Raw genomic sequence first — 20,883 nt, forward strand, 5'->3', positions numbered from 1 at the left:
TTCTCGCTGGAAAACGGCCACATTCCGTCGTCATCCCCATGCTCGCAAAAATGTAAACCCGGAGCGTGTCATACCGAGAGGCGTCAACGGGCGCCTTTACGGCCGGTACCAATGAGGCGGTAAAAGCTTGATATTCAATCCATTCGAACGCCTGGTCGCGTTCCGCTACCTCAGAGCCCGCCGCAAGGAAGGGTTCATTTCGATCATCGCCGGCTTCTCGTTCCTCGGGATTGCCCTTGGCGTCGCAACGCTGATCATCGTCATGTCGGTTATGAATGGCTTCCGGGCCGAGCTGGTTTCGCGGGTTCTCGGAATGAATGGCCATCTTAGTGTCTATTCGACCAGTGGCGACATGAACGGTTATGAAGCGGTCCGCGAAGAGTTGCTGACCCTGGATCCCATCGTGAACGTGACGCCGGCAATCGAGGGGCAGGGGCTTGTCAGCGCCAACGAACAGGCGGCCGGCGCGGCGATCCGTGGCGTACTGCCCGAGGACTTCCTCAGCAGGCCGGCAATTGCCGACAGTATCGTTACCGCCGACGGACTGGCATTCGAGGGCGAGGACGTCATTGCAATCGGCTCACGAATGGCCAACCGGTTTGCCATTCGTCTGGGCGACGATCTGACGGTCACGACGCCGCAGGGCAGGGCGACGGCCATGGGGACGATGCCACGAAGCCGCGCCTATACCGTCGGCGCCATCTACGATACTGGTATGTACGAGTATGACAGCAGCTTCGTGTTCATGCCGCTGACTGCCGCACAGATATTGTTTCAGAAGCGCGACCAGGTCACCCACCTGGAAGTGTTCACGCAGGATCCCGAAAATCTGATACCGGCCCGGCAGGCGATTCAGGAAGTGTTCGACGGCCGAGTGCGCGTCTTTGACTGGCAGCAGGCAAATTCCAGCTTCTTTTCGGCGCTTGAGGTGGAGCGCAACGTGATGTTCCTGATTCTGACGTTGATCATCATTGTTGCCGCGTTCAACGTCATCTCCGGTCTCGTCATGCTGGTCAAGGACAAGGGCAGGGATATCGCTATCTTGCGGACGATGGGCGCGACACAGGGCATGGTCATGCGGATATTCCTGCTGACAGGAGCGTCGATCGGCGTGTTCGGAACGCTTGCCGGCGCGGTGCTCGGCATTGCATTTGCGGAGAATATCGAGCCGATCAGGCAGGGGCTGCAGACGGTACTGGGCCGCGAGCTCTTTCAGGCCGAAATCTACTTCCTGAGCCAGTTGCCGTCGCGGACGGACTGGATGCAGGTCGGAAGCGTGGTCGGTATGGCGATCGGCCTCTCGTTCCTGGCGACACTATATCCATCCTGGCGGGCCGCCCGTCTCGATCCTGTGGAGGCGCTTCGCTATGAATGACAGCCTCAATGACCTTGCGTCGGAAAGCGGCGGGAGTATACGGCTGCGGCTGAAAGGCATCACGCGGTCATTCCGCGAAGGTGGCAACACGCTGGACATCCTCAAGGGGATCGATCTCAGCATTCGTGCCGGAGAAATGGTGGCTCTCGTGGGCCCGAGCGGGGCCGGCAAGTCGACCTTGCTTCAGATTGCCGGGCTGCTGGAGCGGCCAACCACCGGAACCGTCGACATCGATGGCCAGCCCTGCAACGATCTGTCCGACAAGAAACGTACGACGTTGCGCCGTCGCTTCGTCGGTTTTGTCTACCAGTTCCACCACCTGTTGCCCGAGTTCACTGCGGCAGAGAACATCGTTCTGCCGCAGATGATTGCTGGTGTCCGCCGCCCGGCAGCGAAGAAAAAGGCGCTGGAACTGCTGGACTCCGTTGGTCTTCGCGACCGTAGCGATCATCGGCCCGGGCAGCTTTCCGGCGGCGAACAGCAACGTGTGGCGATCGCGCGGGCATTGGCCAATGATCCGGGTGTGGTGCTGGCCGACGAGCCGACCGGCAACCTGGATGAAGGCACCGGCGACAGGGTATTCGACATGCTGGCCCAATTGGTGCACGAAACAGGTGTCGCTGCCATCGTAGCGACCCACAATATGGCTTTGGCCGACCGAATGGACCGCGTGGTCGAGATCCGGTCCGGACATCTGAGCGAGCGCGGGAAGCACGATATCCCGGCTTGAACGGGCAGGAGTGCCGCGGCACGATCCGGGCGGATGGGGAGACAATACGATGGCCGATTCGCCTTTCATTCATCTGCGCGTCCATTCAGCCTACTCGCTTGCCGAGGGTGCGATCCACGTCAAGGAAGTGATCGAGCTCTGCCGACGTAACAAGATGCCCGCAGTGGCCGTTACCGACACCGGAAATCTTTTCGGCGCCCTGGAGTTCGCGCTTGCCGCCCGTGACGCCGGCATCCAGCCGATAATCGGGTCCATACTGCACGTCGCTCCTGATGTCGACCAGAACGACATAGGGGCGCGGATGTCTCAGAAGGCAGCCGGGCCGATCACGGATCAGATCGTGTTGCTGTGTCAGACGCGTCAGGGCTACGAGAACCTGATGGCCCTGCTGTCAAAAGCCTTCATGGAAACGCCGGCCGGTGAAACGCCGCATATCGCCTGGGATGACCTCAGGGGTCGAACCGATGGATTGATTGCCCTGACCGGCGGTCCGGACGGCCCGATCGCCCGGCTCCTGGCAGCGAATGATCCCGACGGTGCGACGGCGATCGGCCGCCGAATGGCCGAATTCTTTCCCGGGCGAACCTACGTCGAACTCCAGCGCCACGAAACCGAGCGGGAAGCGACGACGGAAGCCGGCCTGGTCGACCTGGCTTATGACCTCGACCTGCCGCTGGTCGCCACCAACGATTGCCTGTTCGCGACAGAAGACATGCACGAAGCCCATGACGCGCTGCTCTGCATCGCCGAGGGTACATATGTGAACGTCGACGATCGCCGTCGCGTGACAGCGCATCATCGCTTCAAGTCATCGGCGGAAATGGCCGAGACCTTCAGCGATCTGCCCGAAGCGATCCAGAACACAACCGTGATCGCCCGGCGCTGTGCCTATATGCCGGATCGACACGATCCGATCCTGCCTGCATTTCCCACCGACGAGGGTCGGACGGAGGTCGAGGAACTCTGTGCCCAGGCGCGCCTCGGACTCGAGCACCGCCTCGGTGTTCATGTTTTCGCCGACTCGATGGACGACGCGGCGCGCGACGACGCGGCCAAACCCTATCGCGAGCGTCTCGAATACGAGCTGGGTGTCATCGAGAATATGGGCTTTCCCGGCTATTTTCTCATCGTGTCCGATTTCATCAAATGGGCCAAGAATCAGGATATTCCCGTCGGACCGGGCCGTGGGTCGGGCGCTGGTTCGGTGGTCGCGTGGGCGTTGACCATCACCGACCTCGACCCGCTGCGGTTCGGACTGCTGTTCGAGCGGTTCCTCAACCCCGAACGTGTGTCCATGCCCGACTTCGATATCGATTTCTGTCAGGATCGGCGGGACGAGGTCATCGGCTACGTTCAGGACAAATACGGCACGGACAAGGTCGCGCAGATCATTACGTTCGGGAAACTGCAGGCGAGAGCCGTGCTGCGGGATGTCGGGCGGGTTCTTCAGATGCCGTACGGCAAGGTCGACCGTATCTGCAAAATGGTACCCAACAACCCTGCCAAACCGGTAACGCTGGCGCAGGCCATCGAGATGGAGCCGGAACTGCGGGAGGTGCGCCGGGAACCGGACGTTTCCCGGATGGTCGATATGGCCCTGAAACTTGAGGGGCTGTACCGCCACGCCTCGACACATGCGGCCGGCGTCGTTATCGGAGACAGACCGCTGGATCAATGGGTCGCGCTTTATCGCGATCCCCGGTCGCCGATGCCGGTGACGCAGTTCAACATGAAATATGTCGAACAGGCCGGACTGGTCAAATTCGACTTTCTTGGCCTGAAAACCCTGACGGTTCTCAAGCGGGCCGTGGAGCTGGTCGAGCAGACCGAGGGCGTACCGGTCGACCTGACCACAATACCTTTGGACGACGCCGAGACCTACGAGATGCTTGCCCGTGGCGAGACAGTCGGCGTCTTCCAGCTTGAAAGTTCCGGTATGCGGGACGTACTCAAGCAACTGAAGCCAAACCGGTTCGAAGACATCATCGCCCTGGTCGCGCTGTACCGGCCGGGACCAATGGACAACATCCCCACTTATATCGAAGTCAAGAACGGCACCAAGCAGGCGGACTATCTGCATCCCAGCCTGGAGCCAATCCTGAAAGAGACCTTCGGGATCATGATCTATCAGGAACAGGTCATGCAGGTCGCGCAGGTGCTCGCCGGATATTCGCTTGGCGCGGCCGACCTGTTGAGACGCGCCATGGGCAAGAAGGTCCAGGCCGAAATGGACGCGCAGAAAAAGGTGTTTACCGAAGGGGCCGTCGCGCGCGGCGTGCCCAAGGCGCAGGCGGTCGGCATTTTCGATCAGGTCAACAAGTTCGCCGGCTATGGCTTCAATAAATCTCACGCAGCGGCGTACGCGCTCGTCGCCTATCAGACGGCGTATCTGAAGGCCAACTATCCTGTCGAGTTTCTGGCCGCCTCGATGACACTGGATCTGGGGAACACCGACAAGCTGAATACCTTCCGGCAAGAGCTCGATCGTATTGGCATTGCGCTACTGACGCCGGACGTGAATCGTTCAGACAGCATATTCGGTGTCGAACGCAACACCTCGGGCACCGGTGACAAGAAAAAGAAGCAGCGGGCGCCCGAGACGCCGATTGCCGCAAAAGCGGCCGGCAAAGCCATCCGATATGCGCTCGGCGCGATCAAGGGGGTCGGGCTCGATGCCATGGCCGCCGTGATCGATGAACGCGGGCGCGAAGGGGGGTTCCAGGATATCTTCGATTTTGCCCGGCGACAGGACAGCCGCGTTCTGAATCGGCGGCAAATGGAAAATCTGATCCGGGCCGGCGCCTTCGACGGGTTGGACGGCAATCGCCGACGTTTGCTGGAAGGCCTGGATGTCGTGCTGAAATATGCGTCAACGACGGCGGCCGAACGGGCCTCCGGCCAGACCAGCCTGTTCGGCGGCGATCCGATAATGGACAGACCGCCGCTGCCGGATCTGTCCGACTGGGATGATATCGATCGATTGAACGCCGAGTTCTCGGCGATCGGGTTCTATCTTTCTGCCCATCCTCTCGACAGCTTCAATACCGCGCGGATCGGTGTGATCGGGTCAGCCGATGCTCGGCGCTATCTCAGTGGAGGCGGATCGACGACCTTCAACATGGCGGGCATCGTCGTCGCCAAACGCGAGATGACCACCAAGACGAAGGCGCGCATGGCGTTTGTTACCTTGTCGGACAATCAGGGTGTATTCGAGGTGACGTTTTTCTCGGAAACGCTCGGGCGCCTCCGTGAGCTGATGGAAGACAACACGCCGCTGTTGTTGGCGGTGGAAGCGCAGCGTCACAACGACGATTTCCGATTCACCGCCCTGAAGATCGATCCGCTCGACCAGGCAGTCGCTCAAGCGCGGGCACGCATCAACATCCATGTGGCGGATGACCGAACCGTGGCACCCCTGTCGGAGATTCTCCAAAGAGAGGGCCGCGGTGGCAGCGAGATCCATGTGTTTGTTCCGGTCGACGAGATTCATGACCTCGAAATGAAACTCCCCGGCGGTTATGCGCTGTCGGCACGGGGGCGTTCTGCGATCAAGGGACTTCCAGGTGTTACCGATATCCGGGAAGTCTGAGGGACGGCCGAACGTCCGGAAGTGGTTTCATCCCCTCTTGCAAAAGCGGGCGCGTCAGGGCATAACGCCCGCGTTGAAACGACTTCACACGTAAGCATTGCGGGAAGTTCGGTTGGCGTTCCATCGCCATCCAGACCCCGCTCCGGTGCCAGGTTCGGACGGTTGCGATCGAAAGCCGTTCAGTATGGCCGCGCTTGCGGAGGGACAACCGGAAAACTCAGGACACACATCAATATGGCAACCCCAACTTTCTCGATGCGCCAGCTTCTTGAAGCCGGCGTCCATTTCGGACACCATACCCGCCGTTGGAATCCGAAGATGGGACAATACATCTTCGGCACGCGCAATGGTGTGCACATCATCGATCTGGAACAGACGGTTCCGATGTTCCACCGCGCGTTGGAGGCGATCCGCGACGTCGTGACCAACAACGGGCGTGTGTTGTTCGTCGGCACCAAGCGTCAGGCTCAGGATCACGTTGCCGACTGCGCGAACCGGTGTGGCCAGTATTTCGTCAACCACCGCTGGCTTGGCGGCATGCTGACGAACTGGAAGACGATCTCGCATTCGATACGGCGGCTCAAGGAACTCGACGAACTCCTTTCGAACACAGACACCGGCCTCACCAAGAAGGAACGGCTTCAGCGCACGCGCGAGCGCGACAAGCTGGAGCGGGCGCTGGGTGGTATCCGCAATCTGGGCGGGTTGCCGGATTTGCTGGTGATCATCGACACCAACAAGGAAAGCCTCGCCGTTCAGGAAGCCAACAAGCTCGGCATCCCCGTCGTGGCAGTGATCGACAGCAATAGCGACCCCGACGGCATCGCCTATCCGATCCCGGGCAATGATGACGCACTGCGCGCCGTGGAGCTGTATTGCACGCTGTTCGGACAAGCCGTTCTCTCCGGCATCGAGGCTGAGATGGAGGCTTCGGGTGCAGACATCGGCGAGACCGATGCGCCAGTTGAAGCCGCGTTGCAGACGCCAGAGGGGGCGGAGGCTGGCACTTCCGAGGCCGGCGGAGAACAGGCCGATACAGCGAAGACGGATCCGACGGCCGCATCGGCATAATAACTTCGGAAGCATAGGGTAGGGGCGGAACGTTGTTCGATTCGTCCCGGCCCAACGGCACCGGAGACGCGTTGATCAATCGATTTGGTTTGCCGGCCGAACATTCGTGGTTCGGCCGGTCGCATTAGCAGGGAACGGAACCATGGCTCAGATTTCAGCGGCATTGGTTAAGGATTTGCGGGAAAAGACCGGCGCCGGCATGATGGATTGCAAGAAGGCGCTGAATGAAACCGATGGCGACATCGATTCCGCTGTCGACTGGCTGCGCAAAAAGGGTTTGTCGCAAGCTGCGAAAAAATCCGGCCGTACAGCCGCCGAAGGCCTGGTCGGTGTAGCCGTCGACGGACCCAGGGGCGCAGTCGTCGAAGTCAATGCCGAAACCGACTTCGTGGCTCGCAACGATAAGTTCCAGGATTTCGTATCGAATGTCGCAAAGCTCTCGATGACCAGCCAGGGTGACATCGAAGCATTGAAGACCGCGGACTATCCGGGTACCGGCCGCAACGTTGCCGACGAACTGACAAATCTCATCGCGACCATCGGCGAAAACATGCAGTTGCGCCGATCGGCGGTTCTCGCGGTCGAAAACGGTGTCGTTGCGCCATATGTTCATTCTGCTACGGCCGAGGGATTGGGTCGCATCGGCGTCCTGGTTGCCGTAGAAAGCACGGGTCCTGCGGACAAGCTCATGGAGTTGGGCCGCTCGATCGCCATGCATGTGGCGGCCGCACGCCCCGACGCACTAAGCCGCGACGACGTCGACGCGGAAGCAGTCGAACGCGAGCGCAATGTTCTGATCGATCAGGCAAAAGCTTCCGGCAAGACGCAGGAAATTGCCGAGAAAATGGTCGTCGGGCGCATGCGCAAATACTACGAAGAGGTCGTTCTCCTTGAGCAGGTCTACGTGATCGACGGAGAGCGGACGGTCGGAAAGGCTGTTGAAGATATGGCCGCCGAACTTGGTGTGCCGGTGGCAATCACCGGTTTTGTCCGCTTCAACCTGGGTGAAGGTGTGGACACCGGCGAAAAATCGGATTTCGCTTCTGAAGTTGCGGCAACACTCGGCGGATGATCGGCATCCATCGCTAGACCTGTCGGGTGGCCCCTATGTACTGCAACACGTTGCAAGCGGGGCCCCCGGCGAAGCCCGAGACGGCCGGACTGGCCGCCGTCAGTATTTTATACATTCTATACGCTTCAGCCCGCTAAGGAATGCCCATGCCGACGAACGATAAGCCCTATCGGCGCGTCCTCCTCAAGCTTTCCGGCGAAGCCCTGATGGGCAAGGAAAAGTATGGGATCGATCCTGATATAGTAACCAGAATTGCCGAAGAGGTTGCTCAGGTTCATGGCATGGGCACAGAAATCTGCCTCGTCGTCGGCGGAGGCAACATATTCAGGGGAATGTCCGGTGCCTCCCAAGGTATGGAGCGGGCAACCGCCGACTATATGGGAATGCTGGCGACGGTCATGAACGCGCTGGCGCTTCAGAACGCTTGCGAACGGGCAGGTATTCAGACTCGCGTCATGTCTGCAATCCCGATGGCAAGCGTTTGCGAGCCCTATATCCGCCGCCGCGCCGTACGTCACATGGAGAAGGGGCGCGTCGTCATTTTCGCGGCGGGAACCGGCAATCCGTTTTTCACGACGGATACGGCTGCGGCTCTTCGGGCATCGGAAATGGAATGTTCCGCCCTGCTCAAGGCAACGCAGGTCGATGGCGTGTACAGCGCCGATCCCAAGACGGTACCCGACGCAAAGCGGTATGACCGATTGACTTTCATGGACGTATTGTCGAACGATCTCCGCGTTATGGACCATTCCGCCATCTCTCTGGCACGTGAAAACCAGATTCCGATCGTAGTGTTCTCGATTCATGAACCGGGAGCTTTCGCGCAGGTGGTTGCGAAAAAGGGGCGTTACACAATCATCGATGAGGAGGCGTGACACATGACTGAACCCGATCTGGATGGCCTGAGCAAACGAATGGACGGCGCGGTTAAGACGCTGAAGAGCGAGTTCGGCGGATTGCGCACGGGCAGGGCATCCCCACACCTGCTGGATCCCATAACAGTCGAGGCGTACGGCCAATCGATGCCGGTCACGCAAGTCGGGACGGTTTCCGTTCCCGAGGCGCGCATGATCACGGTGACGGTCTGGGACAAATCGATGGTCAAGGCGGTGGAAAAAGCCATCCGCGACTCAGGGCTTGGATTGAACCCGCAACCGGACGGTCAACTCATTCGCATTCCGATTCCGGAACTGAATGAAGAACGACGTCAGGAATTGTCGAGAGTCGCTGGCAAATACGCCGAACAGGCTCGGGTCGCCATTCGCAACGTCCGGCGCGACGGAATGGACCAGTTGAAAAAGCTGGAGAAAGACAGCGAAATCTCTGAGGACGATCACAAGGTATACAGTGACGAAATCCAAGCGATGACGGACACCCATATCAAGAACGTTGATGAAGTGCTCGCCCAGAAAGAAAAGGAGATCATGCAGGTTTGACCAGGGGCAGTTTCGCTAGCGCATGAATCTGCCGATGGGTCCGCGACCAATGGCACCAACCGAAATATCGAAAAACACTGATTCGATCGACTCTTTGATCGGAATAGCCCGGCACGTCGCGATCATCATGGATGGGAACGGCCGCTGGGCTCGTGCGCGCGGTCTTCCGCGGACAGCCGGGCACAAGGCCGGTGTTGATTCGGTCAAGCGTGTTATCAGATCAGCCGGCGAATTCGGTATCGACTATCTGACGCTTTTCGGCTTCTCGTCCGAGAACTGGTCTCGCCCCAAGGATGAGGTTGGCGCATTGATGTCCATGCTCCGCGCTTTTCTGCGGAGCGAGATAGCGCAGCTCCACCGGGAGAATGTTCAGATCCGATTCATTGGCGACAGGTCGGCATTAGCGCATGACATCGTGGAACTTATCGACCGCGCAGAAAACATGACGAGCCAGAACACTTCGCTGGTGGTCATGATTGCCCTCAGCTATGGCGGCCGTCAGGAACTGGTCGCCGCCATGCGCTCGATTGCAGTCGATGTCGCTGGCGGCGTTCTCGATCCGGCGGAGATCAGCGAAGATACGATCAATGGACGCCTGTGGACACGTGGAATTCCTGACCCGGACCTGATCATTCGAACCAGCGGCGAACAGAGGATCAGCAATTTTCTGCTTTGGCAATCCGCCTATTCGGAGTTCATTTCACTCGATACGCTATGGCCGGATTTCTCGGCTGATGATTTCAGAAGATCGCTGCAAGCGTATAGCCAGCGTGAGCGCCGATTTGGCGACGTTACTGCGCGGAGCATCCGGTGACCGACCTTCCGACACGTACGCTAACCGGCATGGTCGCCGGGGCGGTGGCACTGTTCGGGATTTGGTATGGTGGTTGGGCATTCTGGCTTCTGGTCGGTCTGGTGGCGAGCGGCTCGACTCTGGAATGGGCGGCTATTGCCGGGACGACCGCGCAACGCCATATGATTGCTGATTGGAAGACGGTCGGACTGCCCGTCGTCGGCGTTCTCGCTGCTCTAACGGCATCGGCATTCACTGGACTGTTTTGGCCAGGACTGGCGATTCTGGCGGCAACGGTCGCCTTTGTCCCGATCATCGAAGCGGCACGGAACGGTGGCAACGTCAAGAGCAGCGTCTCGCTGATCAAGGCATTCGGTCCCGGTTACATTGGATTGGCGGGACTGACGTTGATCTGGATGCGCAACGCTGGCGATAACGGTGCCGCCAACGTTCTGCTAGTCATGGTATGTGTATCGGCGACCGATATCGGGGCGTATTTTGTGGGGCGGGCTGTCGGCGGCCCAAAGCTTGCGCCCGCTATCAGCCCGGCCAAGACCTGGAGTGGCCTGTGTGGCGGTGTAGTCGGTTCGATGGCCGCTGCAGCACTGGCACATCTGGTGCTGGGCGGGGCGTCGGTGGCGATATTGCTCCTCATTGCGGCGGCGCTGGCGGTCGTTTCCCAATCGGGTGATCTGCTGGAGTCATCGCTCAAACGCCGGTTCGGTGTTAAAGATAGCGGCCATGTCCTGCCGGGCCATGGCGGCGTACTGGACAGAGTGGACGGCCTGCTGGCCGCGGCCATCGTCATGGCCATGATTTTCGCGTTTTTTGGAAGCGGCATTCTGTGGCAATAGGAACTCCAGCTCAGGTGGCCGAACCGCCGTCGGCACTCGACGCCGGGGATGCCCCGCGCAGCGTAACAATTCTCGGCGCAACGGGGTCGGTCGGGCAGAGCACGATCGATCTGGTCGCTGCTGCGCCTGAACGCTTTCCGGTCGTGGCATTGACGGCACAGTCGAATGTGGCGCTACTCGCGCGCGATGCTCGGCGTCTCGGTGCTGAAGTCGCCGTCATCGGCGACCCGGCGCGGTATCAGGATCTCAAAGCGGCACTCTTTGGAAGCGGCATTGCTGCGGCGGCCGGCCCCGACGCATTGACAGAGGCGGCGGCACGGCCTTCTGACTGGGTCATGTCCGCGATTGTCGGCGCCGCCGGCTTGCGTCCAACCATGGCGGCTGTCGACCGAGGCGCGCTGGTTGCGTTCGCCAACAAGGAGTGCCTGGTTTCGGCGGGCCCATTGATGATGGACCGGGTCCGCCGCTCAGGGGCGGTACTTCTTCCTGTCGACAGCGAGCACAATGCGGTCTTTCAGGTCTTCGATGACAGGCAGCGCTCTAGTATCGAACGGATCATACTGACCGCCAGTGGCGGCCCGTTCCGTCAGTCTTCGATCGATGAGATGGCAAAGGCAACGGCGGCGCAGGCGGTGGACCATCCGACCTGGAGCATGGGCGCAAAGATTTCCGTCGATAGTGCCACCATGATGAACAAGGGTCTGGAGGTCATAGAGGCCGCATATCTCTTTGATATGACGGACGACCGCATATCCGTGGTGATCCACCCGCAGTCGATTATTCACAGCCTTGTCGAATATACTGACGGGTCGATGCTGGCCCAGCTTGGATCCCCGGATATGCGGGTTCCGATCGGCCATGTTCTGGGCTGGCCGCGGCGTCTGACGACAGCCGCGCGACGGCTCGATTTCGAGGATGTTCTCAGTCTGGAATTCGAGCCACCGGACCTGGATCGGTTTCCAGCGCTCGCAGCATGCCGGCAGGCGTTGCGTAGCGGCGAAAGCCTGCCGACCACGCTAAATGCGGCCAACGAGGTTGCGGTGGCAGCGTTCCTTGAGGGAAGGCTGGGGTTCCTGGATATTGTACGCGTCGTAAACGAGGTCTGCGGCACGATGCCTGTCGCGTCGCTGGAAAGTCTGGACCATGTCTATGAGCTGGACCGGGCGGCACGGGAAGAAGCGGGCCGGTGTGTCGAGCAGGCGTCGTCCTGTACAGGATAACAAGCGGTGTTACCGCCGTCGATCGGTATCGAAGACGCGGGCTTGCGTCACAATATGTGAGTTGACTGTATGGGCGGTGGATTCGTGACCTATATCATCGCATTTCTGATCGTATTATCGGTTCTCGTCTTCGTGCACGAGTGGGGTCACTATTGGGTCGCCAGACGCAACGGCGTCAGGATCGAGGTGTTTTCGATCGGCTTCGGCCCAGAGTTGTTCGGATTTTATGATCGGGCTGGCACGCGCTGGAAATTCTCTGTTCTGCCCTTGGGCGGATATGTGAAAATGTTCGGTGACGCGAACGCCGCGTCGATGCCCGCGGCGGAGCAGGACGGCTCCGGGCTCTCGCCGGAAGAACAGGCCGTTTCCTTTCACCACAAACGGCTTTCTCAGCGTGCGGCCATCGTCGCCGCAGGTCCCATAGCGAATTTCATGTTCTCGGCGATTGTTCTGGCTGTCCTGTTCGCCACATCCGGCCATCCGTTCCCACCGCCGACAATCGGCAGCGTCCAGGAAGACAGTCCCGCGTCGGCAGCCGGCCTCGTGCCAGGTGACACGATCTCGGCTGTGAACGGCCTGTCTGCATCGAGATTTGCCGACGTCTCCATTGCAATTCGCGCCGCAGAGGGCGAACCGGTTCTCCTGACGATCCAGCGCGACGGCGAAACCATCGAACAGTCCGTCACGCCGGAACTCGTCACGGTGACCACGGAAGATGGCCGCGAATTTGAAATACCCCGCGTTGGGATCGTTGCCGATAGCGGACCCTACAGCTTGACCTACTCGGCGATATCGGGGGTGACCGAGACGGTATCGATTGCCGGCATGACGCTTTCAGCACTGGGAGAGATCGTCACCGGAGAGCGCGGGACCGAGGATCTCGGCGGTCCGATCCGCATTGCACAGCTTTCCGGCGACGTCGCCCAGGTCGGAGTCTCTGCGCTGCTCTGGTTTATGGCCATTCTGTCGATCAATCTCGGATTGATCAATCTGTTCCCCGTTCCGATGCTGGACGGCGGGCATCTAATGTTTTATGCGTATGAGGCGGTTCGTGGGCGCCCGCTGAGCGCTCGCGCCCAAGAATATGGTTTTCGGGTTGGCCTCGCTCTGGTATTAACGCTCATGGTGTTTGCTACCTGGAACGATTTGGTGAATCTTCAAATCTTCTCGCTGCTCAGAAATATCATTTCTTGATCGTTTATTCGAAGACTGGGAGATAGAATTGACTCTCGCACTCAGGCGCTTCCTCCGTGCAGGTGCGATATTCTGCACCGTCACCTCCGCTGTTGCATTGACCAGTGGAGTGGCCGGATATTCCAGTGCTGTGGCTCAGAATCAGACGACCGTGAACGATATTCAGGTCACCGGTACTCAGAGAGTAGACGCCAGTACAGTGCTTTCCTACCTCCCTGTCGGGGTGGGCGATCCAGTAACCCAGGTTCAACTCGATCAGGCACTTTCCGCTCTGTTTGAAACAGGACTGTTCGACGATGTCGTCATCGAACAGGATGGCGGTGTGATCCGTATCGACGTTGTCGAAAATCCGATCATCAATCGAATCGCGTTCGAAGGCAATCGCCGGATCGACAATGAAACGCTGCAAGCCGAGATTCAATCACGGCCGCGCGTTGTTTTTACCCGAACCCGGGTTGAGAGTGACGTGCAGCGGATTCAGGACGTCTATCAAGCGAGTGGGCGATTTGCAGTCGCGGTGGAGCCGCAGATCATAGAACTCGATCAGAACCGCGTGGATCTCGTGTTTGAGATCGAGGAAGGACCGCTGACCACTATTCAGCGAATAGACTTTGTCGGGAATCGCGCTTTCAGCGATTCACGACTGCGCGATGCGATTGAATCCCGTGAATCGCGCTGGTGGCGGCTACTGACGACGAGCGACCGCTATGATCCCGATCAGGTCTCGGTCGATGAGGAACGCCTGCGCCGCTACTATACCTCGCGCGGCTATGCCGACTTCCGTGTCAATTCGGCCATAGCCGAACTCACGCCCGACCGAGAAGGCTTTTTCGTCACATTCTCGGTTGATGAAGGCGAACGCTATCGTTTCGGCGAAATTGATGTCGCGAGTTCGCTGCCCGATGTCGATTTCGACGCGCTGGACAATGTGCTGACAACGCGAGAAGGGCGTTGGTTTTCGTCGGAAGAGGTCGAAGAATCCATTGGTGCGCTGACCGAGGCACTTGGCGATCAGCAGTTCGCCTTTGTGGAAATCAATCCGGTAGTCATGCGCGATCGAGAGAACCGTACGATCGGTATCACCTATGAAATCGACGAAGGGCCTCGCGTCTTCGTCGAGCGGGTGAACATCACTGGCAATACCCGCACGGTCGATCGTGTGATCCGTCGCGAGGTCCGGCTGGCCGAGGGAGACCCGTTCAGTTCGTCCCGGCTGCAGGACACGGAACGACGGATCCGTAATCTGGGTTTCTTCGAGAAGGTCGAAATTTCGACACGACAGGGGTCGGCGCCGGATCAGATCATCGTCGATATCAATGTCGAAGAGCAGCCGACGGGCGAATTGACCCTTGGCGCCGGGTTCTCGACGGCGGACGGACCACTTGGCGAGGCCAGCATTCGCGAACGCAACCTTTTGGGCCGCGGTCAGGACCTTCGCCTGGCTTTCAGCGTGTCGGGAAAGTCGCAGCAAGTCGACCTCAGCTTCACCGAACCCTATTTTCTCGGACGCGACCTTGCAGCCGGCTTCGATCTGTTCCGGACGGAGCGTGATCGCCAGGAGATCAGTTCCTACGATGAGGAGCTGACGGGATTCGGTCTGCGCCTGGGCTATCCGCTTGGTCCGCGACTTCGTCAGACAGTTCGCTACAACCTGTCGGAACAGACAATTCGAAACATCGGACCGAACGTTTCCCGGTTCATCCGGGATCAGGAAGGTACGACTGTTACATCCCTGGTTGGTCAAAATCTGATCTACGATACCCGTGACAGTTCGGTAATGCCGACCGAGGGGTATCGGCTGACAGTTGGTACCGACTTCGCCGGCCTAGGGGGCGATATTAGATACTTCAGGGCTGTCGGTACCGGCTCCGTCTACTATCCGGTATTTGATGATGTCGTCCTCAACGTTGCCGCCGAAGCCGGTCACATCGAAGGGTTGGGGCAGGATGTGCGCGTAACCGATCGATTTTTTGTCGGCGGGCGCAATCTCCGAGGCTTCCGAACAGCGGGAATCGGTCCCAGGGATGGAGACGGCAACGCGCTGGGCGGCAAGACCTATGCGGTCGGAACGGTCGAGGCGTCGTTCCCCATTGGATTGCCGAACGAATTGGGTGTTCGAGGACGAACCTTTTCGGATGTCGGATTCCTGACCAACATTGATGAGACGAGTGACCCCAACGCAACGGGCGCGGATCGCATTTTTGAAGAAGACAGCGTCAGGTTGTCCGTCGGCGTCGGGCTTTCCTGGCAATCGCCCTTGGGTCCATTGCAGTTTGATTTCGGCTTCCCGGTTATGAAAGAAGATTTCGACCGCGAAGAAAACTTCCGGTTCAGCTTCGGCACGCGTTTCTAGCCGGACTATTGCGGACTGTGCGACTCTGGTTCTCGACACGATCGGGCATTTTGGCAGCCAATAGACTATTACCGTTTCCTGGAGACTTGAAGATGGCAACCCGGTTGCCGCAGAGCTTGGTGGCCGGCGCAATTGGCATCGCGATCATTGTTTCGCATCCGGTGGCCGGTCAGACGATCGATACGGCCCCCTCTGGCGGCGAGGGATCTGAGGCAGTCGACGACAGCGATATGCCCGTCCCGTCGGTTGTCGAAGAATCGGAAATCGACCCCAGTGGTGAGCTTCCGGAAATCCGGGCAATCGTGATTGACTTCCGCGAAGTTGTAAGAGCGTCGGACGCAGCCGAAAGCGTGCGAATGCAGATCGATTCACATAGGCAGAGCTTCCAGGCAGAGTTTGTTGAAATCGAAGACGAACTCAGGGCGCTCGAACAGGAACTGACCGAACTTCAGGGTTCACTGGAACCCGAGGAATTCAACCGCCGCCGCCGGGCGTTCGAGCAGCGGATCGCCGAAGCACAGCGGACGGCCCAATCAAGGCGGGCCGCTCTCGATCAAGCTCTTGACGACGGTATGCAGGAAATTCGAACAGAACTCGTGGCCATCATTCACGGCATAGCCGAAGAGAACCGGGCCAACCTCGTTCTCAACCGGGCAGAAGTCATTTTAATGAGTGAACGACTTGACTTCAACGATGAGGCCCTTGCTCAGTTGAACGAAGAACTGCCTTTCGTCAGCGTTGCGCTGACCGAGGATCGTTAGCGCCGTGACTGAGTCTGGGCTGCGATCCGGCGTGGGCTTGCAAATCCGTCGTCCCGAACTCAACGTTCAACAGGTCAAGGTATACGATGGCCGATTCCCGTTTTTTCTCGAACTGCGGCCCCTTTTCTTTGGGACAATTGGCTGACCTGATTGACGGACGGATCATGGGGGCCGGCGATCGGGAAACTGAAATCGTGGATGCCGGGCCAATCCGAACCGTAGGCAGCGGAGCCATAACATTTGCGGATTCTGAAAAATATTTGCCGGATCTCGGGCAAAGTGGCGCCAGAGCCTGCATCGTCGCGCCTCGGCTAGAGGGTCGGCTCCCGCCTGCGATGGCCGGTCTTGTCGTCGCGGAACCCTACAAAGCCTATGCCGCCGTGGCGACGGCGTTTTACCCGGACAAAGTCACAGCCACCAGGGTGCACGGTCGTGCGGTGATCGATGAATTTGCAATCATCGGAGACCCGGTCGACATCGGCGCCGGGGCTGTAATTGGGCGCGAAGCGGAAATCGGGTCCGGTTGCCGCATCGGGGCCAACGCTACGATCGGCGACGGTGTCCGGATTGGTGCCGGGACCACGATCGGCGCCGGCGCGTCTCTTTCGCATTGCATCATCGGTAGGGATTGCCGGATTTATCCGGGCGCCCGGATTGGTCAGGATGGGTTCGGATTTGCGATCGACCCTGAGGGACACAAGAAGATTCCGCAACTGGGACGTGTTGTCGTGGGGAATCGCGTTGAAATTGGCGCCAACACGACCGTTGACCGTGGGGCCGGTGAAGACACAATTATCGCTGATGGCTGCTTCATTGATAACCAGGTTCAGATCGGGCACAACGTTCGGGTGGGAGAGGGTTGTGTGATAATCGCCCAAGCCGGCATCGCAGGCAGTTCCGTGGTAGAAACGGGTTCGGTCATTGCCGCCCAGGCCGGGATCGCTGGTCATCTAACTATTGGTACCGGCAGCAGGATTGGCGCCCTTTCGGGTGTCATGCGTGATGTCCCGCCGGGATCCGACATGCTGGGCACACCGGCCATTCCGATCAGGGAATTCTGGCGTCAGCATGTGGTTCTCAGAGCCATGGCGAAGAAGAAAAAGGACGAATAGGGCATGGAGACGAGCGCCTCCGACGACGCGAAGATGGAACGTATGGATATCATGCGGATTATGGAGATGATTCCGCATCGCTATCCAATGCTCATGGTCGATCGTATCGAAAACATCGTTGCTGGCCAGAGCGCGACTGGGATTAAGAACGTTTCCATCAACGAATCGTTTTTTGCCGGTCATTTTCCTGAGCGACCGGTAATGCCCGGTGTTCTTATTGTTGAGGCTATGGCTCAGACAGCCGGCGTCCTGGTTGTTCACAGCCTGGGGCCAGAGGCGGAAGGTAAGCTTGTCTATTTTATGACAATCGATACTGCCCGCTTCCGCAAGCCTGTCGTCCCCGGTGATAGGGTCGAAATAAACGTAAACCGCCTGCAGAACCGGCGCAATGTCTGGAAGTTTACAGGAGAAGCTCTGGTTGAGGGCGCGGTTTGCGCCGAGGCAACATTCTCCGCAATGCTTATGGATCGCTGATGCCCTCTGATATTCACCCGACCGCCGTCATTGGTGATGGCGCCTCGATTGCTGATGACGTAAGGATCGGCCCCTATTGCGTGGTCGGCAGCAAGGTCGTCCTCGAACGGGGCGTGGAGCTGAAGCCACATGTCGTGATCGATGGCCAGACGATTCTCGGCGAGGAGTGCGCCGTTTATCCCTTCGCCTCTGTCGGAATGCCGCCGCAGGATATGAAATTCAAAGGTGAGGACAGCCGGCTGGAGATCGGTCGCGGGACAATCATACGGGAGCATGCAACCGTGAGTCCGGGTACTGCATCCGGACATATGATGACCCGTGTCGGCGAAAATTGCCTTCTCATGATCGGCGCCCATGTCGCGCATGACTGCGAGCTGGGCAACAATGTCATCATGGTCAACAATGCGACGCTTGGTGGCCATGTGACGGTTGGCAACAATGTTATCATCGGCGGGTTGGCGGCGATTCATCAGTTCGTTCGCATTGGTGACAACGCCTTCATCGGTGGTATGGCCGGCGTCGAACAGGACGTTATCCCCTATGGCATGGTCGTCGGAGATCGTGCGGTTCTGAATGGTCTCAATCTCGTCGGACTGAAACGCCGCGGCTATAGCCGGGACGACATCCACCTGCTGCGATCGATTTACCGGGATCTGTTCGAATCCGAAGAATCGAGTCTCGCCGATCGATTGCGGGCCTTGCGTTCGAAATTCGAAGGCAACCCGACAGCGGCTTCGCTGTTGGCGTTCATCGACCTTGACAGCGATAGAAAATTGCTGAAGCCCAAAACCGCGCATGCCCCCTAGGAAAATTGGCATCATAGCCGGCGGTGGCATATTGCCGAAATTGGCGGTCGATGCGGCGAAGAAGCAGGATGCCGACGTCTTCGTCGTCATTCTCGATGGGCATGGTGTTCCTGCTGATTTCAGAGATGTCGAGCACACAATGTGTCGTCTCGGCGCCGTCGGCTCCATTCTTGCAGCTCTGCAATCGGCCGAAGTTCAGGAGGTTTGCCTGATTGGTACGGTGCGCCGCCCCAGTCTGGCTCAGCTCCGGCCGGACCGACGCGCGTTTAATTTGATTGCCCGGTATGGGTTCTCCGGCCTTGGCGATGACGCGCTGTTGCGTTCCGTCGGCGACGTTCTCACTAAAGAAGGATTGCGCCTGGTGGCGGTACAGGACCTCGTCGGCGGCTTGCTCCTTCGTCCGGGTTCCGTCGGGTCGATAGAGCCGACGGAAGCGGCGTGGCCGGACATCGAGAAAGGTCTGAAGGTCGCTCGACAGCTGGGCGTCGCAGATGTGGGGCAAGCGGTCGTCATTCAGCAAGGGATTGTCCTGGCCGTTGAAGCGATAGAGGGAACGGATCGCCTTATCGCGCGGTCGGCGCAACTCGCCTATCCGGGTCGCGGCCCGATCCTTGTGAAATGCTGCAAGCCACAACAAGACCAACGGCTCGATCTTCCGACAATCGGGCCGGACACGGTCCGGTCGGCTGCTTCGGCGGGATTTTCCGGGATTGCGGCCGAAGCTGGACGTACCCTTGTCGCCGATATCGATAATCTTCGTCTGGCCGCGGATGCAGCAGGGCTATTTGTATATGGTTTCGCAGACGGAGACGTCACGACCGACGGGGGCGCGGCCGTCAACGAGAGTGAGGCATGACCGCCAATCCCGAACAGCGGCCATTGACCATTCTGATGATCGCTGGCGAGGAGTCGGGTGATCTGTTGGGGGGGCGATTGATCCGCGCGCTTCGTGAGTCGTCGGCACGGCCCGTCAGAATTCTTGGCGTGGGCGGTTCTTCGATGGTGACAGAAGGGCTCGAAAGCTTGTTTCCCATGGAAGACCTGACAGCGTTCGGGCTTTCCGAGGTGCTACCAAAGATACCGACGATCCTGCGTCGAATGCGGCAGACAGCGGCCGCGGCCGTGGAACTGCAGCCGGATGCGATGGTGCTGATCGATGCGCCCGGATTCAATATGCGCCTGGCCGAGCGTCTGCGTCACCGCAGTTTCCCGCTGATCCAGTATGTCGCGCCCACCGTCTGGGCGTGGAAGCCGGGCCGGGCCAAAAGGCTGGCCCGCAGCGTTGATGAGGTTCTCTGTCTTTTCCCGTTCGAACCATCCTGGTTCATTCGGCACGGCCTTGCGGCAACCGATGTCGGGCACTCAGTCGTGGAAAGCGGTGCCAATCTCGGCGATGGGCCCGCCTTCCGGCGTGAGCATGGCGTTGATCCGCAAACGTCTCTACTGTGCATGCTGCCTGGCAGCCGGCGCGGGGAAATCGAGCGGCTGTTGCCGATTTTCGGAGATACCGCTGAGCAACTGGCACGCAACAGGCCCGGTTTGCGGGTCGTACTTCCAACATTGCCTGCACTTGAGCAGACGATCAGGGAAGCGGTCGCAGGGTGGCCAACCCGACCGATCGTCATAGCCGGAAAAACGGAAAAGTACGATGCGTTTGCGTCATCCAATGCGGCGATCGCGGCTAGCGGCACCGTGGCACTGGAATTGGCGATGGCTGGTACACCGCACATCGTTGCCTATCGGGTGAGCCCGCCGACTGCCTGGATCGCAAGGCGACTTCTCACAACCAAATACGCGAATCTGGTGAACATCCTGTTCGATGAAGCCGTTATTCCCGAGTTCATCCAGCAGGACTGCACTGTTGCGAACCTTACCGGGGCGATTGGACCGCTTCTGGAGGGCGGGACCGAGGCTTCGGTTCAGATACGCCGCTTGGCTGAGGCGCGGGCAATGTTCGGATCATCGACAATACCGCCGAGTCTGCGCGCGGCTCAGGCAATTCTGCGCCGTGTCGATCAAGCGGCGGCCGGATCTTAGCCTTGG

General features: G+C 59.2%; 18 protein-coding genes. All 18 read left to right on the top strand.

Going from position 1 to position 20,883, the window contains the following annotated elements; genetic code table 11:
• Positions 1–127: 127 nt before the first annotated feature.
• The 18 genes from ABZ728_RS11490 (at position 128) to lpxB (ending at position 20,877) form a co-directional block, all read left to right on the top strand.
• Positions 128–1,375, top strand: a complete 1,248-nt coding sequence (locus ABZ728_RS11490) for a lipoprotein-releasing ABC transporter permease subunit (RefSeq protein WP_366656263.1) — start codon at positions 128–130, stop codon at positions 1,373–1,375.
• Positions 1,368–2,105 (top strand): ABC transporter ATP-binding protein, encoded by a 738-nt coding sequence (locus tag ABZ728_RS11495; RefSeq protein WP_366656264.1) that lies wholly within the window; start codon positions 1,368–1,370, stop codon positions 2,103–2,105. The genes ABZ728_RS11490 and ABZ728_RS11495 overlap by 8 nt, the downstream gene beginning before the upstream one ends.
• Before the next feature lie 49 nt (positions 2,106–2,154).
• Positions 2,155–5,694, top strand: a complete 3,540-nt coding sequence (dnaE, locus tag ABZ728_RS11500; RefSeq protein WP_366656265.1) for a DNA polymerase III subunit alpha — start codon at positions 2,155–2,157, stop codon at positions 5,692–5,694.
• Between the two features lie 234 nt (positions 5,695–5,928).
• On the top strand, positions 5,929–6,765 hold the full coding sequence (gene rpsB / locus ABZ728_RS11505; protein WP_366656266.1) for a 30S ribosomal protein S2: 837 nt from the start codon (positions 5,929–5,931) through the stop codon (positions 6,763–6,765).
• 142 nt (positions 6,766–6,907) lie between these two features.
• A complete protein-coding gene (gene tsf / locus ABZ728_RS11510; protein WP_366656267.1) occupies positions 6,908–7,837 on the top strand; it encodes a translation elongation factor Ts in 930 nt (309 codons plus the stop codon).
• A gap of 146 nt (positions 7,838–7,983) precedes the next feature.
• Positions 7,984–8,712, top strand: a complete 729-nt coding sequence (pyrH, locus tag ABZ728_RS11515) for a UMP kinase (RefSeq protein WP_366656268.1) — start codon at positions 7,984–7,986, stop codon at positions 8,710–8,712.
• A gap of 3 nt (positions 8,713–8,715) precedes the next feature.
• Positions 8,716–9,273, top strand: a complete 558-nt coding sequence (gene frr / locus ABZ728_RS11520; RefSeq protein ID WP_366656269.1) for a ribosome recycling factor — start codon at positions 8,716–8,718, stop codon at positions 9,271–9,273.
• A 49-nt stretch (positions 9,274–9,322) separates the two neighbouring features.
• Positions 9,323–10,087, top strand: a complete 765-nt coding sequence (locus tag ABZ728_RS11525) for an isoprenyl transferase (RefSeq protein WP_366656270.1) — start codon at positions 9,323–9,325, stop codon at positions 10,085–10,087.
• Positions 10,084–10,920 (top strand): phosphatidate cytidylyltransferase, encoded by an 837-nt coding sequence (locus ABZ728_RS11530; RefSeq protein ID WP_366656272.1) that lies wholly within the window; start codon positions 10,084–10,086, stop codon positions 10,918–10,920. Before ABZ728_RS11525 ends, ABZ728_RS11530 begins: the two co-directional genes overlap by 4 nt.
• 14 nt (positions 10,921–10,934) lie before the next feature.
• Positions 10,935–12,140, top strand: a complete 1,206-nt coding sequence (dxr, locus tag ABZ728_RS11535) for a 1-deoxy-D-xylulose-5-phosphate reductoisomerase (protein ID WP_366656273.1) — start codon at positions 10,935–10,937, stop codon at positions 12,138–12,140.
• A 69-nt stretch (positions 12,141–12,209) separates the two neighbouring features.
• On the top strand, positions 12,210–13,334 hold the full coding sequence (gene rseP / locus ABZ728_RS11540) for an RIP metalloprotease RseP (RefSeq protein WP_366656274.1): 1,125 nt from the start codon (positions 12,210–12,212) through the stop codon (positions 13,332–13,334).
• A 130-nt stretch (positions 13,335–13,464) separates the two neighbouring features.
• Positions 13,465–15,687: an outer membrane protein assembly factor BamA gene (bamA, locus tag ABZ728_RS11545; RefSeq protein WP_366656275.1), complete on the top strand. Its 2,223-nt coding sequence runs from the start codon at positions 13,465–13,467 to the stop codon at positions 15,685–15,687.
• Positions 15,688–15,779: 92 nt separating this feature from the next.
• Positions 15,780–16,448: an OmpH family outer membrane protein gene (locus tag ABZ728_RS11550; protein WP_366656276.1), complete on the top strand. Its 669-nt coding sequence runs from the start codon at positions 15,780–15,782 to the stop codon at positions 16,446–16,448.
• Positions 16,449–16,534: 86 nt separating this feature from the next.
• On the top strand, positions 16,535–17,560 hold the full coding sequence (lpxD, locus tag ABZ728_RS11555; RefSeq protein WP_366656277.1) for a UDP-3-O-(3-hydroxymyristoyl)glucosamine N-acyltransferase: 1,026 nt from the start codon (positions 16,535–16,537) through the stop codon (positions 17,558–17,560).
• Between the two features lie 3 nt (positions 17,561–17,563).
• Entirely contained in the window at positions 17,564–18,034 is a 471-nt protein-coding gene (gene fabZ, locus ABZ728_RS11560) for a 3-hydroxyacyl-ACP dehydratase FabZ (RefSeq protein ID WP_366656279.1), read from the top strand.
• Positions 18,034–18,840 carry an acyl-ACP--UDP-N-acetylglucosamine O-acyltransferase gene (gene lpxA / locus ABZ728_RS11565; RefSeq protein WP_366656280.1) on the top strand — a complete coding sequence of 269 codons (807 nt, stop codon included), beginning with the start codon at positions 18,034–18,036 and terminating at the stop codon, positions 18,838–18,840. Before fabZ ends, lpxA begins: the two co-directional genes overlap by 1 nt.
• Complete coding sequence (locus ABZ728_RS11570) at positions 18,830–19,696, top strand: UDP-2,3-diacylglucosamine diphosphatase LpxI (protein ID WP_366656281.1); 867 nt, start codon at positions 18,830–18,832, stop codon at positions 19,694–19,696. The genes lpxA and ABZ728_RS11570 overlap by 11 nt, the downstream gene beginning before the upstream one ends.
• Entirely contained in the window at positions 19,693–20,877 is a 1,185-nt protein-coding gene (gene lpxB / locus ABZ728_RS11575) for a lipid-A-disaccharide synthase (protein ID WP_366656282.1), read from the top strand. The genes ABZ728_RS11570 and lpxB overlap by 4 nt, the downstream gene beginning before the upstream one ends.
• The last annotated feature ends 6 nt before the right edge of the window (positions 20,878–20,883 follow it).

It is taken from the genome of Fodinicurvata sp. EGI_FJ10296 (assembly GCF_040712075.1).
Lineage (GTDB): Bacteria > Pseudomonadota > Alphaproteobacteria > DSM-16000 > Inquilinaceae > JBFCVL01.